The sequence below is a fragment of the uncultured Parasphingopyxis sp. genome, from assembly GCF_937129435.1.
Classification (GTDB): Bacteria; Pseudomonadota; Alphaproteobacteria; order Sphingomonadales; family Sphingomonadaceae; genus Parasphingopyxis.
Map to the genome: position 1 here is coordinate 19,770 of NZ_CAKZNF010000093.1, position 13,583 is coordinate 33,352.

The 13,583-nt window shown below is 65.2% G+C and carries 19 protein-coding genes; 8 read left to right on the forward strand and 11 right to left on the reverse strand.

Annotated features, from left to right (window positions below; genetic code table 11):
- Positions 1–86 precede the first annotated feature (86 nt).
- The 5 genes from Q0139_RS15025 (at position 87) to Q0139_RS15045 (ending at position 2,687) form a co-directional block, all read left to right on the forward strand.
- Positions 87–467 (forward strand): type II toxin-antitoxin system RelE/ParE family toxin, encoded by a 381-nt coding sequence (locus Q0139_RS15025; RefSeq protein ID WP_298023919.1) that lies wholly within the window; start codon positions 87–89, stop codon positions 465–467.
- A complete protein-coding gene (locus tag Q0139_RS15030) occupies positions 436–729 on the forward strand; it encodes an addiction module antidote protein (RefSeq protein ID WP_298023922.1) in 294 nt (97 codons plus the stop codon). Before Q0139_RS15025 ends, Q0139_RS15030 begins: the two co-directional genes overlap by 32 nt.
- 157 nt (positions 730–886) lie before the next feature.
- Positions 887–1,537 (forward strand): hypothetical protein, encoded by a 651-nt coding sequence (locus Q0139_RS15035; protein ID WP_298023925.1) that lies wholly within the window; start codon positions 887–889, stop codon positions 1,535–1,537.
- The gene (locus Q0139_RS15040; RefSeq protein ID WP_298023928.1) at positions 1,534–2,088 is read left to right on the forward strand and encodes a hypothetical protein; all 555 of its coding nucleotides are present in this window, start codon (positions 1,534–1,536) and stop codon (positions 2,086–2,088) included. Before Q0139_RS15035 ends, Q0139_RS15040 begins: the two co-directional genes overlap by 4 nt.
- An 86-nt stretch (positions 2,089–2,174) precedes the next feature.
- Positions 2,175–2,687: a hypothetical protein gene (locus Q0139_RS15045; RefSeq protein WP_298023930.1), complete on the forward strand. Its 513-nt coding sequence runs from the start codon at positions 2,175–2,177 to the stop codon at positions 2,685–2,687.
- Positions 2,688–3,106: 419 nt separating this feature from the next.
- Here the strand turns inward: Q0139_RS15045 and Q0139_RS15050 are convergent, their stop codons facing one another.
- From Q0139_RS15050 to Q0139_RS15060, 3 genes are all read right to left on the reverse strand, one after another.
- Positions 3,107–3,856: a sterol desaturase family protein gene (locus tag Q0139_RS15050; RefSeq protein ID WP_298023933.1), complete on the reverse strand. Its 750-nt coding sequence runs from the start codon at positions 3,854–3,856 to the stop codon at positions 3,107–3,109.
- Between the two features lie 122 nt (positions 3,857–3,978).
- Positions 3,979–4,380: a DUF4345 domain-containing protein gene (locus Q0139_RS15055; RefSeq protein WP_298023936.1), complete on the reverse strand. Its 402-nt coding sequence runs from the start codon at positions 4,378–4,380 to the stop codon at positions 3,979–3,981.
- 20 nt (positions 4,381–4,400) lie between these two features.
- Positions 4,401–4,853, reverse strand: coding sequence for a DUF2721 domain-containing protein (locus tag Q0139_RS15060; RefSeq protein ID WP_298023939.1), 453 nt, complete (start codon positions 4,851–4,853; stop codon positions 4,401–4,403).
- A 133-nt stretch (positions 4,854–4,986) separates the two neighbouring features.
- On the opposite strand from Q0139_RS15060, the gene Q0139_RS15065 reads away from it, so the two are divergent.
- The 3 genes from Q0139_RS15065 (at position 4,987) to Q0139_RS15075 (ending at position 7,514) form a co-directional block, all read left to right on the forward strand.
- Positions 4,987–6,252 carry a multidrug effflux MFS transporter gene (locus Q0139_RS15065; RefSeq protein WP_298023942.1) on the forward strand — a complete coding sequence of 422 codons (1,266 nt, stop codon included), beginning with the start codon at positions 4,987–4,989 and terminating at the stop codon, positions 6,250–6,252.
- Between the two features lie 135 nt (positions 6,253–6,387).
- A complete protein-coding gene (locus Q0139_RS15070) occupies positions 6,388–6,678 on the forward strand; it encodes a hypothetical protein (RefSeq protein WP_298023945.1) in 291 nt (96 codons plus the stop codon).
- 86 nt (positions 6,679–6,764) lie between these two features.
- The gene (locus tag Q0139_RS15075) at positions 6,765–7,514 is read left to right on the forward strand and encodes a sulfite exporter TauE/SafE family protein (RefSeq protein ID WP_298023948.1); all 750 of its coding nucleotides are present in this window, start codon (positions 6,765–6,767) and stop codon (positions 7,512–7,514) included.
- On the opposite strand, the gene Q0139_RS15080 is transcribed toward Q0139_RS15075, so the two are convergent.
- From Q0139_RS15080 to Q0139_RS15115, 8 genes are all read right to left on the reverse strand, one after another.
- Entirely contained in the window at positions 7,515–8,720 is a 1,206-nt protein-coding gene (locus Q0139_RS15080) for a cupin domain-containing protein (protein ID WP_298023951.1), read from the reverse strand.
- A 108-nt stretch (positions 8,721–8,828) separates the two neighbouring features.
- Positions 8,829–9,161, reverse strand: coding sequence for a twin-arginine translocation signal domain-containing protein (locus Q0139_RS15085; RefSeq protein ID WP_298023954.1), 333 nt, complete (start codon positions 9,159–9,161; stop codon positions 8,829–8,831).
- An 88-nt stretch (positions 9,162–9,249) separates the two neighbouring features.
- Positions 9,250–9,771, reverse strand: a complete 522-nt coding sequence (locus Q0139_RS15090; RefSeq protein WP_298023957.1) for a hypothetical protein — start codon at positions 9,769–9,771, stop codon at positions 9,250–9,252.
- Positions 9,772–10,208: 437 nt separating this feature from the next.
- Positions 10,209–10,592, reverse strand: coding sequence for a hypothetical protein (locus tag Q0139_RS15095; RefSeq protein ID WP_298023960.1), 384 nt, complete (start codon positions 10,590–10,592; stop codon positions 10,209–10,211).
- Between the two features lie 42 nt (positions 10,593–10,634).
- Complete coding sequence (locus Q0139_RS15100) at positions 10,635–11,216, reverse strand: twin-arginine translocation signal domain-containing protein (protein WP_298023963.1); 582 nt, start codon at positions 11,214–11,216, stop codon at positions 10,635–10,637.
- A gap of 142 nt (positions 11,217–11,358) precedes the next feature.
- Positions 11,359–11,895, reverse strand: coding sequence for a rhodanese-like domain-containing protein (locus Q0139_RS15105; protein ID WP_298023966.1), 537 nt, complete (start codon positions 11,893–11,895; stop codon positions 11,359–11,361).
- Between the two features lie 569 nt (positions 11,896–12,464).
- Entirely contained in the window at positions 12,465–12,773 is a 309-nt protein-coding gene (locus Q0139_RS15110; RefSeq protein WP_298023969.1) for a hypothetical protein, read from the reverse strand.
- Positions 12,774–13,023: 250 nt separating this feature from the next.
- Entirely contained in the window at positions 13,024–13,461 is a 438-nt protein-coding gene (locus Q0139_RS15115; RefSeq protein ID WP_298023972.1) for a CHRD domain-containing protein, read from the reverse strand.
- Positions 13,462–13,583: the final 122 nt, after the last annotated feature.

Consider the following 13,583-nt stretch of genomic DNA (forward strand, 5'->3'; position numbering starts at 1 on the left):
GAACCATTCCGGGTGTTCGGTTGACGCGATTCAACTCTAACCGATCAACCGGTATTGTCGTAAGTCGGAAAACCTGAGAGGACGTAATGCCCGAACGACCGGCACATTTTGACACGCCGCAATCTGTCCTCTATAAAGGACACGCTTTCGAGGTTCGCGTTACCGAACTTTTCGAAGACTGGCTCGACAATCTGCGCGACCGGCAAGCCCGGGCGCGGATGCCCAGCCATCTTCGCAAGCTCGGCGACGGGAATTTCGGGAACGCAAAATCGGTGGGCGGTGGCGTTCACGAGTTGCGGCTGAATTTCGGGCCCGGTTACCGCGCCTATTTCGTCATTCGCGACAATCGCCTCGTCCTGCTGCTTTGCGGCGGTGACAAGTCCAGCCAGAAGCGCGCTATCGCTCTGGCCAAGGAGATGGCGAAAGGCGATTTCGATGACGAAGAAGGTTCGGACCAGGGTGTTTGATCCGGCGAAATATCTCCAAACCGAAGAGGACATTATCGCCTATCTCGACGAGGCGATGAAGGAAAACGACCCCACACACATTGCCCGCGCGCTGGGCGATGTCGCGCGGTCAGAGGGAATGACGGAGATTTCGCGGCGCACGGGCCTCGGCCGGCAGGCGCTCTACAAAGCCTTGTCCGACCAAGGGAACCCGACGCTGGAGACGGTAACGGCAATCATCGCGTCGCTTGGCTTACGTCTCTCGATCCAGAAAGCGGCATAGAGCAACGGCGCTATCGCATCGCGGTTTTCGGGTGGGCCAAGATCACTGCCATCTCTGATTTGCCGCCCGCCAACACTTCCTTGATTCCCCGCCGCATTCTCCCCATTGGTGGGACAGGCCAAATCCGGAGAGAGATGTGCGCGTAACGCTTGCCCTATTGACGACCGCCCTGGCGTTGACCGCCTGTGCCAAGTCCGAGACGCCCGAAGAGGCGCGCGCGGCGGCGCAGGAGGCCTATGCCGCCTTCGACGCCGAGGCGCAGGCCAATCGCGGCGACGATGAAGAGGATGCGCTGCTCGGCACATCGCCGGGGCAGATCAACACCGCCGGCGCGATGACGCCGGGAAGCTGGTCCACCGTCACCGAAGGCACAGAGCGCATGGCGCGCTATGGCGAGGATGGCAGCATGGCCGTCGTCACGATCAGCTGCGAACTGGGCGGCGGCATCGACATGCGCTTGCCCGGCGTCGCGCCGCAGGGCGGCTCGTCCACCGTCAACATCTCCTCGCCCGAGGGCAGCTCGACCTTCACCGCGTCCGATACCATCGCCGATGATCCGGAAACCTATATCTCGGTTCCCGCCAGCGATCCGTTCATCGGCCGGCTGATTTCGGGCAACGGCCCCTTCGCGCTGCGCATGGGCACCGAACGCCGGATCGTTTTCCCGGCCGACGATATCCTGACGAGCATCGTCAGCGCCTGCGATCGGCGCGGCGACGACGATGCGGCGACGGGCGGCGCGGCGACCGACGCAACAACGGCGACGACGCCTGCCGCTACAGCCGATGGCGCGGAGACCGGCCAATGACGCATCGCACCGCGCTTCGAAACGCCACCGCGCTCGGCGTGACGCTGGCGATGCTGGCGGCTTGCTACCCCTCGCCTCCGGCGCCGCCGCCACCGCCCACACCGCCGCCACCGGCCCCCGCACCGCCGCCTCCGCCACCGCCCGAGCCGCAAGGTGACTGGCGCGACATCGAAGTCACCCCCGGCACTTGGGTCTATCGCGACGATGCGCGCGGATCGGTGGCGCTGTTCGGCGAGCCGAACCAGGAAGCGGCCTTTGTCGTGCGCTGCGACATGTCCGACCGCCGCATCTATTTTTCGCGCGAAGGCAGCGTTGCGGGCGGGCAGGGCATGATGATGTTCCAGGCATCGGCGGGCACGCGGTCCTATCCCGCGCAGAACGGTACCGGCGGCAATAACTATGTCGTCGCCATGACGAGCGCGAGCGACGACTATCTCGACACCATCGCCTATAGCCGCGGGCGGATCGTCGTCTCGGTCAGCGGCCTGCGCGTGCTCGCCATCCCGAACTGGGGAGAAATGACACGCGTGTTCGAGGATTGCCGGGGCTAGCCACCCGCCGCCGCACTGCCGCAAAGCTGTAACACTTCCGTGCCATGCGGCGCGCTTTGCGATGAGTCGCGACAGGAGCTTTCAATATGACGATGCGTGTCCATGGCGCCGCGATGGCGCTGGTTCTGGCCCTTACGGCGTGCAGCGGCGGCGGGGAATCCACCGGCGATACCGTCGAGGAGCCCGCGCCGCTGGAACTCACGCCCGGCAGCTGGGCCGCCAATGACGAGCAGGCCGCCTTCGCCGATGAGGACGGCAACCGGCTCGCCACCTTCCGTTGCGACGCCGAAACCGGCGAGCTGATGCTGGAAACCGACGGCGATTTCGCCGAGGGCGCGCGCCGCGCGATGCTCGTGCGCGTCGGCAATTTCATGCACGGCATCGATCCGGTCGAGGTCCGCGATGACGGCGAGGGCCCCGTCAAGGTGGCCCGCCTTCCCGCCAGCGGCCCGATCACGACCGCGCTGATGGGCGAACCCTCGCCGATGACGATCGAGACCGACGGCGGCGAACCGGTGATGCTCGAGACCGACGAAGCGCTGCAGGGCTTTGTCGAGCGATGCCGGGATGCGGAAATGCCGGCCGAAAGCGGCGAATAAAAAGCCGCGAACGGGTCCGTCGCGGCGAGCGGCAGAGAATTACCCAGAAAAAAATTCAATTCAAGGCTTGTTCCGCGACTCGCGATGATTCATTGATTCACATGCAGTTTCAACAGCGCGAAAGGAGGTGATCCGATGTCTCATGGTTCAGCAATGGGGTCGGTTCAGTCGTTTCGGGAGATGCGGGCCTAACGACCCGCCTTAGTCTTCCCGGCCGGCACTCCGGCCGCTGACCATGTTAGAGACCGCCGGGCAAGCTGCCCGGCGGTCTTTTTCATTGTTTGTCAGGCTCGACCTGGCGGTCGAGCGCCGCACCAGCCCGCTCCCCCACCCGGCCTCCCATCCAGTGTACGCTCGTGGGAGGCCGGGTGGGGGAGCGGGCTGGTGCGGCGCTTTGGCGTTAGCCAAAGTCTGACAAATCAACGCACAAACGGATAAATCAACAACCCGCCGAAACTCCGCTCATGCTCGCCCTCGGCGCCGATCTTCATACCGATCTCGCGCGGCTTGGGATTGGCCGAGCCGAAGAGCCGGTCCCAGACCGACAGGATCGCGGTGTAGTTGCTGTCGGTGTCTTGGCGGATCGCGTGGTGGTGCCGCCAGTGGATGGACGGGGTGACGATAATCCACGAAAGCGCCCGTTCGAATGCAGCAGGCAATCGGACGTTCGAATGGTGGAATGTCGCGTTCGCCATCAGGATCGCTTCGAACAGCAGCATCGTCCACGGCGTGATGCCGAGCAGGATCGCCGGGATCAGACGCATCGCCGCCGACAGGCATATCTCCGCCAGATGAAAGCGGAAGGCCGAACTCGCGTCGAGAAATTCGTCGAGATGGTGCGGCGCGTGGAGCCGCCACATCAACGGCACGCGGTGATAGGCGCGGTGCATCCCGTACGTCCACAGGTCGAGTGCGAGGAGCTGGACGGCGATGGCGCCAGCCGTTCCAAGCGCGGCAAGAGGGATAACCGGCCCCAGCCCTCCCGCTATGCTGCCCGCCAGCCACAGCAGCAGCGGCGCCGCCGTCATGGCGAGCACCCCGAGGCCGAGATTGCGCGCTATGCGCCGCCCATTGTCGCGCGGTGGACAGTCGGCAGGGCGGAGCCGTTCGAGCAGGAAGACGAGCGCGATCCAGCTTCCGGTGGCGACTGTGATCCAGGGATTAGGCACAGGCTATAGCGCCCAACTGTTCGTCATTGGGAGGAGCCGAAGGCGACGCGGCGATCCAGGGCCGCAAACTCTGTCCTGCCTGGCTCTGGATTGCTTCGCTGCGCTCGCAATGACGAGGGGCTTCATGTGGCGCCGACCTCGTTCTGTCCCCGATATCGCCGGGCCACCCGCCCTTGCCACAGCATCAGCAGCGGCACGACGCCCAGCTCCATGACCAGGCCGAAACGATGCCCATCGCTCGCCAACCCATATTCGAAGGCCGAGAATGCCCGGGCCAGCCCGCCGCCGACGACCATCAGCCCGAGCAGCCGGAAGCGCGCCGTCTTCGTCTCGATGGCGGGAATGCACGTCGCGAAGGCGATGCCGAGAACGAAAAAGATGCCGGAGAGATAGCGGAAATGGCTGTCGAGATCGATCGGCGGCGGATTGCCGATGCCCGAAAGGATGGCGGGGCCCAGGATCACGCTCGCTCCGCCCATGGAGAGCGGCACGAGACAGGCGATCGCCACCGCTGCCTGCAGCAATCCTCTCTCCGTGCCGGCTATCACAGGATGTTGTGCCCGACGATATCGGTGCGCACATGGATGGTGCGGTAGGCGAGCAGGACCTCCCAGAGGAAAAGGACCAGCCCCGGGATCAGCAGCGCCATCACGCCAATGAAGCTGGCCGCTATCGTCAGCGAGAGATCCACCGCCATCCAGCTAGTGAGGAACAGCAGTGCGACGACGAGGCAGACAGCGATCATCGACGCCGTTCCGAAAAAGATCGCCCAGTTGACGACGTTCATCCGCCGGTCGAGCTTCTTCAGCTCACCGACCAGCATATCATGCTCCGGTCCCGGCACTTCGGGCAGCATCGCCGCGACGGCACGGGCGCGATCGACGACGCGCGCCAGCCGCCCGGCCGCCAGTTGCAGGAACTGGCCGATCCCGACGAGCAGAAAGGCCGGCGCCAGCGCCAGCTGGATGATCTCCGCAATCTCGAGCGACATGTCCATGCGCCGCATCTCTCCGCGCTAAACCGGAGCCGGTCAAGCATGGCGGATCGGCCGGCCCGCAACGACTGATCGAGTTTCGGTTTCAGCATGCGCAGGAATATTTGTTATCCGCGCACTGGAGCTTTCGCCCGCCATGCGGCATCTGGCCCGCATGGCTTCTGCTGCGCCGCACAAACCGGAACCGGGATTTCGCGAATTCGTCGGGATGATCGCCGCGATGATGGCGATGACCGCGCTCGCCATCGATTCGATGCTGCCGGCGCTGCCCGATATCGGCAACGGCCTGGGCGTGACCGACGAGAACGACCGGCAATGGGTGATCGCCATCTTCCTGTTCGGTTTCGGCGCGATGCAGATCGTCTACGGAACGCTTTCCGACCGGTTCGGCCGCAAGCCCGTGCTGTTCTGGGGCTATGCGCTCTACGTCGCGTTCAGCCTGCTCGCCGCGCTCGCGCCGAGTTTCGAGGTCCTGCTGATCGCGCGGTTCATGCAGGGAGCGGCGCTGGCGGCCAGCCGCGTGATCGCCGTCGCCATTGTGCGCGACCGGTTCGGCGGGCGGCAGATGGCGCGGGTGATGAGCCTCGCCTTCATCGTCTTCATGGCGGCACCGATCCTTGCCCCGGCCATGGGGCAGATCGTGCTGTTCGTGGCGCCGTGGCGCTGGATCTTCGGGATATTGGCGATCGCGGGACTGGCGGTGATGCTGTGGGTGATGCGGCGGATGCCCGAAACGCTGCATCCCGAATATCGTCTTTCGCTCTCCTTTCGGCGGATCGGCCGCGCGTTCCGCCATGCCGCGACGGAGCGTTATTCGGTGGGCTATACGCTCGGCCTGTCGCTGATGCAGGGCGCGCTGATCGGCTTCCTCACCTCGGCGCAGCAGCTCTTTTTCGACGTCTTCCGCCATCCGCTCTGGTTCACGCCCGTCTTCGCGCTGATCGCAAGCACGATGGCGCTCGCCAATTGGCAGAATTCAAGGATCGTCGAACGGCTGGGCACCCGATTCATCGCCCATTGGGCCCTGATCGGTTTTATCGCCGTGTCCGCTGTCCATCTCGTCGTCGCGCTGGCCGGGCTCGAGTCGATTTACATTTTCGCGATATTCCAGGCTCTCGTCATGGGCTGTTTCGGCCTCGCCGCCGCCAATTTCGGCGCGATGGCGATGGAGAATATGAGCGAGATCGCGGGCAGTGCCTCCTCGGTCCAGGGGTGCTTTTCGACCGTATTGGGCACCGCGATCGGAATCGGGATCGGACAGGCCTTCAATGGCACCACCGTGCCGTTCGTCACCGGCTTCCTGATCTGCGGCCTGGCCTCGCTCGCGGTCATCCTGATCGCCGAGCGCGGCAAATTGTTCGGCCGCGCGGAACTGGATAGCGTCGGGGGCGGCAGCTTTTAGGCCGTCGCGCCTTCCCGATGCAACGGCAACAATCGTCTTTGCAACATTCCGATTTCCCCTTCTTGCTGCGCCGCAGCATAAAACACGCAGACCATAAGAGGGACCTGGCAGGCATTCATCGTCGGGAGAAACACCATGAAAATGCTCGCATCCATTGCCATCGCCGCTGCCACGCTTGCCGTTCCGGCCGCCGCCGAACCGGTCGAGGAACAGTTCGAACATGACGGCGTCGTCTACGAGTATACCGCGGAAACCCATGCCGACCGCACCGTGCTGGCCGGCCGCGCCTATCCGGGCAACCGCTTCCGGCTCGTCGTCCGCGATGGGCGCGTGACCGGTTATGCCGGGCACCAGCGCGTCAATTTCACGATCGACGAGGCGCGGGAACAGTTCGGCAGCATGACGGTTGAACCGACGGCCGACTGACATCGTTGCGGGGCCGGATCCGCAACGCGGTCCGGCTCCGTTCGCCGCGTCTGGTGCGATCGCACGATCCAGCCTAAGCCTTCGCCATGGGAGGCATGCTGCTCATCATCCTGCCGGCAATCGCGTTCGTCACGGCGCTGATTTCGGGCATTTTCGGGATGGCGGGCGGGCTGGTGCTGATGGGCGCGCTGGCGCTGCTGCTGCCGGTCAGCGCCGCCTTCGTGACGCACGGGTTGATCCAGATCGTCTCCAATGGCTGGCGCGCCTGGCTCAACCGCGGCGATATCGTCTGGCCGATCATCGGCTGGTATGCGCTCGCCTCGCTGATCGCGGCGCTCGTCTTCGGCGCCATCGCCTGGACGCCGTCGCGCCCGGCGGTGTTCATCGGCCTCGGGCTCGTCGGCTTTTCGGTCTGGATACCGGGCAAGCGGCTTGTGCTCGACGCCCGCCGCTCCAGCCATGCCTTCGCCTCGGGACTGCTGGTGACGGGAACGAACCTGCTGGCAGGTGTGGCCGGACCGCTGCTCGATATCTTCTTCGTCCGCACGACGCTGACGCGGCATCAGATCGTCGCGACCAAGGCCTTCACCCAGGTCTTCGCGCATCTCGCCAAAGTCGTCGTCTACGGCTTCGCGCTTGCAAGTTTGACAGGCGAAGGCGCTCCGCCCTGGGTCGCCATTGCGCTGGCGATTCCGCTGGCCATGGCCGGGACGCGTGTTGGGAAAATGGTGCTCGACCGGATGAGCGACATGCACTTCCTCGCCTGGACGCGATGGCTCGTCACGCTGATCGGCGCGGCCTATCTGATTCGCGGACTCATGATGCTCGGCGGCTGATCAGGCCGGGCGGACGAGCCCCCGCGACAGCAGCCGGCGTATGAAGTCGGTCGCCGCATCGGCCTCGATATCGGGCAGATCACCGCGAGTGAACGCCGCGCCCGACATCGCCCGGTCGAAGGCCGCGCGCTTCTCGTTCAGGAATTCGCTGGCCCCGCCGCGCGTCACAACGGCGAACTCCTTCTCGTCCTCGATCAGCCGGTAGAGCGCATTGGGATCGGCTTCGTAGCGCTGGTCATCGGCGATCACTTCGGATGCATAGGTGACGATGCCGGCCATGTCGGGGGTGCGCGATTTCAGATAATCCTCGGCGATGATGTCGAGCGGCTCGTCGAGCTCGGCCTTCTCCGCCAGTGCGGCGACGAATTCCCGGAACTGCTCGCGCGCCGGCCCGCGATCGAAATCCCGGTTGGCATAGCCGGGCGGCAGCGCGCGGCGCAGTCCCTCGGTTTCCAGCGCCGCCTTGGACACGGCTTCGAGCACGACATCGGCCCAGGTCTTGGTAACCAGGCCGAGGGTAATGTGGAGCGAAGCTTCCTCGGGATGGCTTTCCGCATCGTGCATCAGGCCGCGCGGAACATAGACGGCATCGCCCGCCTTGAGCACGAATTCCTCGGTCGGATCGCCAATATCGTGCTTGTCGGGCTCGAAGCCTTCGCCGCGAAACGGCTTGCCGACGGGCTCGTCGTAAAGCCGCCAGGTCTTCGCACCCTTCACCTGCAGCACGAAGACGTCGTGATTGTCGTAATGGGTGCGAAATCCCTTGGCGCCGGGCGGCGTCAGATAGATGTTGGTCTGTACCGAGGCGCTGAACACCGGCTCGAGCGCGCGAACAAAATCGCCCAGCGGCTTGTGATAGCTGTGCAGATGCGGCGCGATGATCGTCGCCTTGTCCTGATAGAGCCGGAGCAGCGCGCTGCGATCGATCTGGTCGTTGCCCATGACGAACTGGTCGCGCGACACACGGGGTTCGGCGCGCGTCGCATCGATCATCCCGGAAAACAGCACATTCGATGCAATGAAATGGTCCAGCACCTCGACCGACACCAGATCGGCATAACGATCCGGCTCGTCGCGCGCGATCAGATGCGGCCCCTCTTCGAAAATCTCGGTAAAGAAGGTGCTGGGATCGACCGGATCGAGAACGCGGCGCAGCGCCTCAGCGGACTCGTTCGCCAGCCCTTGGGAGGCGTCATATTTGTGCATCGTCAAACCTTACATACGCATCGGCGCACCATCGCCGTTGTCGGTGATACGGAAAATTCCAATGCGGGCAAGCACAGCAGCCGGGCCGGGGCCGGACAATGATTCAGATCAATAATCCGGGCAGGGCGCAGTGTTGGCCGGATCGGCATTGGCGCCGCCATCGCTATCCGAACAGCCGGTGTCCGGATTGTGCGTTCCCGGTGCGCCCCGGCCATAGCCGGCCCGGTCGGCGGTCGAACCGCCATCGCTGTCGGTCAGTCCCGAGCGCGTCGAGCGGCGCGGGCCTCGGCCCCTGCCGCCCGGATCGGCGTTCGATCCGCTATCGGCATCCGACACCTGCGCGCGTGCGGCGGTCGTTCCCGTGATGACGGCCAGCGCCCCCGCGCCTGCCGTCACACCGACGCGCTGCAAAAAGGACCGGCGATCCATCTTTCCGGACATAGACATTCTCCCCCCTCAAAACTGCAGGCATATTTGCCCGCAGCTGCAGCGGCGCCGGGCTCCGTCGCCGGCCCGGCGCCACTGTTGCTTAGTTTCCGCGGCCCTGGCCGACGGGATCGGCGCTCGGTCCGGTATCGCTGTCCGTCACACCGCCGGAACCCGAACCGCCACGGCCCTGGCCGACGGGGTCAGCGCTCGGTCCGGTATCGCTGTCGGTGATGCCGCCGGAACCCGAGCCGCCACGGCCTTGGCCGACCGGGTCGGCGCTCGGACCTGTGTCGCTATCGGTGATGCCGCTCGAGCTCGAACCGCCGCTGGGCCCGCCACGACCGTTGCCGGCTGGATCGGCGCTGGCGCCTGAGTCGCTGTCGGTCAGCCCGCTTTCCTCGCTGCTGCCGAAACCGCCTTCTTCTTCGCTGGCGCCAAAGCCTTCGCTTTCGCTGCCCGAATCTTCGGCTTCGGCCGGTGCGTCGTCTTCTTCCTCGTCGCTATCCTCGGAGCCGCCCAGGCCGAGCTGGTCGCAAGCACCGGTGACGGCAGCAAGCGCGCCTAGGCTTACCGTGGCGCCGACGCGGCTCATGAACGAACGTCTGTCGATTTTCTTGGTCATCAATATTCCCTTCCCCGTTTATTCAACACCTTTGGAGGGAGCCATGCCGATCGGCCTCCCCCTTCCATATTCGACCCGATCCGCCGTCGCTCCTTTGTCGCGATCGGTGAAACCTGTTTATCGCCGGACCCCGTCCGTTTCCGGCCGGATCCGGCCAGGCGCCCGCGTCGCCATCGACAAAGCCGATCTGGCCGGCTCCGCACAGTCCAGCGATGCACCGCGTGGCCGCGACGTCGCATCCGCCACGGCCCCTGCATCATAATCGCCGCTACACGCATTCGCCCTGCCCAGCCCGTCGGGGCGCCGCTCGCGTGCGTCGCCGCCGGGTTGCGCTGCAAGCGGCCGTGCCCCGACAATGGCCGCCAAGACCCCGCCACCCGCTGCCGCACCGATGCGGCCAAGAAATACGCGGCGGCGGAGACGTGGCACCTGATCGTCTAGTTGTCCGATCCGCGACCGTAATTGGCCTGGTCTGCCGTCGAGCCGCTATCGGCATCGGTCAGCCCGGTCGGGCTGGAACGGCGTCCGCCGCGGCCATTGCCGCCCGGATCGGCCATCGAACCGCTATCGCTGTCGGTATATCCCGTGGCACCGCCGCCGCCGCCGCAACGGCCATTGCCTGCCCGATCGGCATAGGCACCGCCATCGCTGTCGGTGCAGCCAGTCCTGTTCGCCGGATCGGCATAGGCGCCGGTATCCGAATCGGTGATCTGCGCCCCGGCGCGCGTTGCGCCGAAGCCGGTCACCACACCGAGCGCGCCGACACCGGCGGTCGCCCCTACACGGCGCAGAAACGAACGCCGATCGATCTTCTTGGACATGCAATCATCCTTTCAACAACAACGATTGGGCACGCAGTAATTCTAGTGATCGGTCCCGCGGCCATAGCCGCCGCGATCGGCGGTCGAGCCGGAGTCGGCATCGGTCAGGCCCGTGCGATAATTGCGGCGCGGCCCACGGCCGTTTCCGCCCGGGTCCGCCATCCGCCCGCTATCGGCATCGGTATAGCCGGTCGAGCTGCTGCAGCGGCCATTGCCGACAGGGTCGGCATAGCTGCCCGTGTCGCTGTCGGTGCAACCCGAGGATCGCGAACCGCGACCGTTGCCGACGGGGTCGGCATAGCTGCCCGTGTCGCTGTCGGTGATGCCCGAGGATCGCGAACCGCGACCGTTGCCGACGGGGTCGGCATAGCTGCCCGTGTCGCTGTCGGTGATGCCCGAACGGCCACGCCCGCGCCCGACCGGGTCTGCATAGCTGCCGGTATCGCTGTCGGTCACGCCCGAACTGCCACGTCCGCGCCCGACGGGATCGGCATACCGCCCCGTGTCGCTGTCCGTGACCTGAAATGCGCGCGCGGGGGACCCCGCGACAACACCAAGTGCCCCGATACCCGCCGTCGCGCCTACGCGACGCAGGAACGAGCGGCGGTCCATCTTCTTACTCATAACTACCCTCCCGCTTCAAAAATCACATGCGCCCGGTCAAATCCTTAGGCCGGGCATTTTGATCTGTCAAAATCGTTCGCGAGGCTTGCCGGACCTTGTCCGCATAGTCGGCTCGCCGCAACTTTGTTACTCATTCTCAATATCATGCCCCGGGCTCGGTGGGCGCGTAGGGCAGAGCGGCTGCATTGGCGCCGGTCCACCGCACATCGGGGTCGGAAAGGTCCATCACATCGCCCAGCTCGAAAACATTCGGATAGCCGTAACCGGTGAGATTGATGAAGGTCTGGATGTTGAGCGCCAGTTCGATCGCCTTGCGCGTCACCGGCGGCACATCGTTGATGAAATTGTTGTTGCAGTAGATCAGGATCGGGCGGTTCCGGTCGGCGCCGATCACCTGCGCCAGGCGCTGCGCGGTGAATTCGGGCAGCGGCAGGTTGACGGCGCCCTCGATATGCCCGGCGGCGAAATCGGCGGCGGACCGCGCATCGAGCAACAGGGCGTCATTCGACTGCGCGCGCTCCATGAAGGCGCCGAAGGGCAACAGCCGCTGGGCTCGCTCCTGCTCGACCTGCCCGGCGAGCGCCACGAAGCCGGCAAAGTCGATCTGCGGATTTTCGGGTTGCGCCAGCGCCGGCGCCGCGCAGGCCAGCATGGCGGCCATGGGAATCAGATATCGCATATCGCCCCTCCCCGAGGCTGACATTATGCGACCCGGGGACGTCCTTGCGCCGGCCTGGATGAGCGGAGGGTGAACGGGCTCCGAATCTTCTCCCCGATATCCTCGTTATTCACAGGCAGAATCCGCTTGGCGCGACTCGAAAATGCATGAGACACAGTGTGTGTCGACGGGAAGAAGAGCCGGAAGGCAACGACCGGAAGCCCTGACCGAAGACATGTCCTGCAAGACAATCGCGCCCCCCGCGGATGCGAGCGTGTTGCAAGGACAGGCGATCGGAAGATCGTGCGGCAAAGTCATCGTGCGAGCGAAGACGGAGCAGTTCGGGACGTCGATCGTCATGGAAGGACGAAGCCTTGAAAGAGACTTCGAATTCCGGTGCCAGAGCGCGGCAGCGAATGCCGCAAGGCAGGCAAAGCCAGGCGCTCGGCGCAGTGGGAGCTGATCTTCGGATCAGCTCCCATTTTGCGTTTGGGGCACGGCTCGAACGGACTCCCGTTGAAGAATCGACTCGAACTGTAGCCGTGATTTCGGCGGCGGCGCCCGCCCCGATCAGCGCGGCGCCCTATACGCTATTCGGTGTCGGTCGATCCTTCCGAATCGGTGGACGCGGTTTCGCCTTCGGCCGGCACCACGTCGCTGTCGATTGCCGGTTCGGCGGGGGCGGCGCTCGTCGCCGGGGCGTCGGTGCTGGCGCCGCTGTCGGAATCGGACTCGGCCTCGGTCACTTCCTCGACGGGCGCGTCGGTGCTGGCGCCGCTGTCCGCGTCATTGGCTTCGCCGCCCGAGGAGCAGGCACCGGTGACGATGGCGAGCGCGCCGATTCCGGCGGCAGGTGCGAGGCGGGCGAGATAGGATGTGCGGCGAAGGCGGGACGACATATTTTTGCGACTCCTGATTGAATGAGAGGCGTCGGCTAGCTTTGTTGCGAATGATTGTCAAAAGCATTTTATGGTCAGAATTTCCCTGTTCGGGAAATCGCCGCACCGGCCCTCTCCCCCACCCGGCCTCCCATCCAGGATACACTCAGTGGGAGGCCGGGTGGGGGTGTGGGCTGGTGCGGCGCCGAGCCGAAGGCGAGGTCTGACAACGAATCACCCGTCACGCCGGCTCCGGCAATCCAACCCAACCCTATTCCAGCTGCCCTCGCACCGCGCCGCCGGGATAGTCCTCGGTATGCACGTTGACGTAGAACTGCGCCGGATCGGCGATGATCGACGCGGCGAGCTGGCGTTCGACATTGTAGCAGCGCGAGCTTTCGCCGTTGGCCGGCGTATCCAGCGTGAGCACGGGCGGGCCGTTCGTCCCGCGCGCGCCGCGATGGATATGCGCCGCCATCGGGCGCGAGATCGCCTGCACCGTGATGTCGGCGCAGACCGTGTTCGTCGTTGCGTCCGCAGTGATTCGCGCCGTGCCCGACCCATCGGGATCGCCCGGCCCCGGCACCTCCTGCCCGCCCGAAAGCCCGGTCGTGTACCGTTCGCCGACGGTACCCGAGATGGTGGAGCAGGCGGCGAGCGCGGGCGCGATCAGGATCGTGGCCAGCAGCGTTCGGGTGGATGGTGTCATGATCGTGTCTCTCCTCGGCTCCCTGGGCCTATCGATAGGAGAACGGACGGCGGTTGGGAAGGTTGGGGTTGTTTGTCAGACCTAGCCTTTGGTTCGGCGCCGCACCGGCCGCCAGGTCGAGT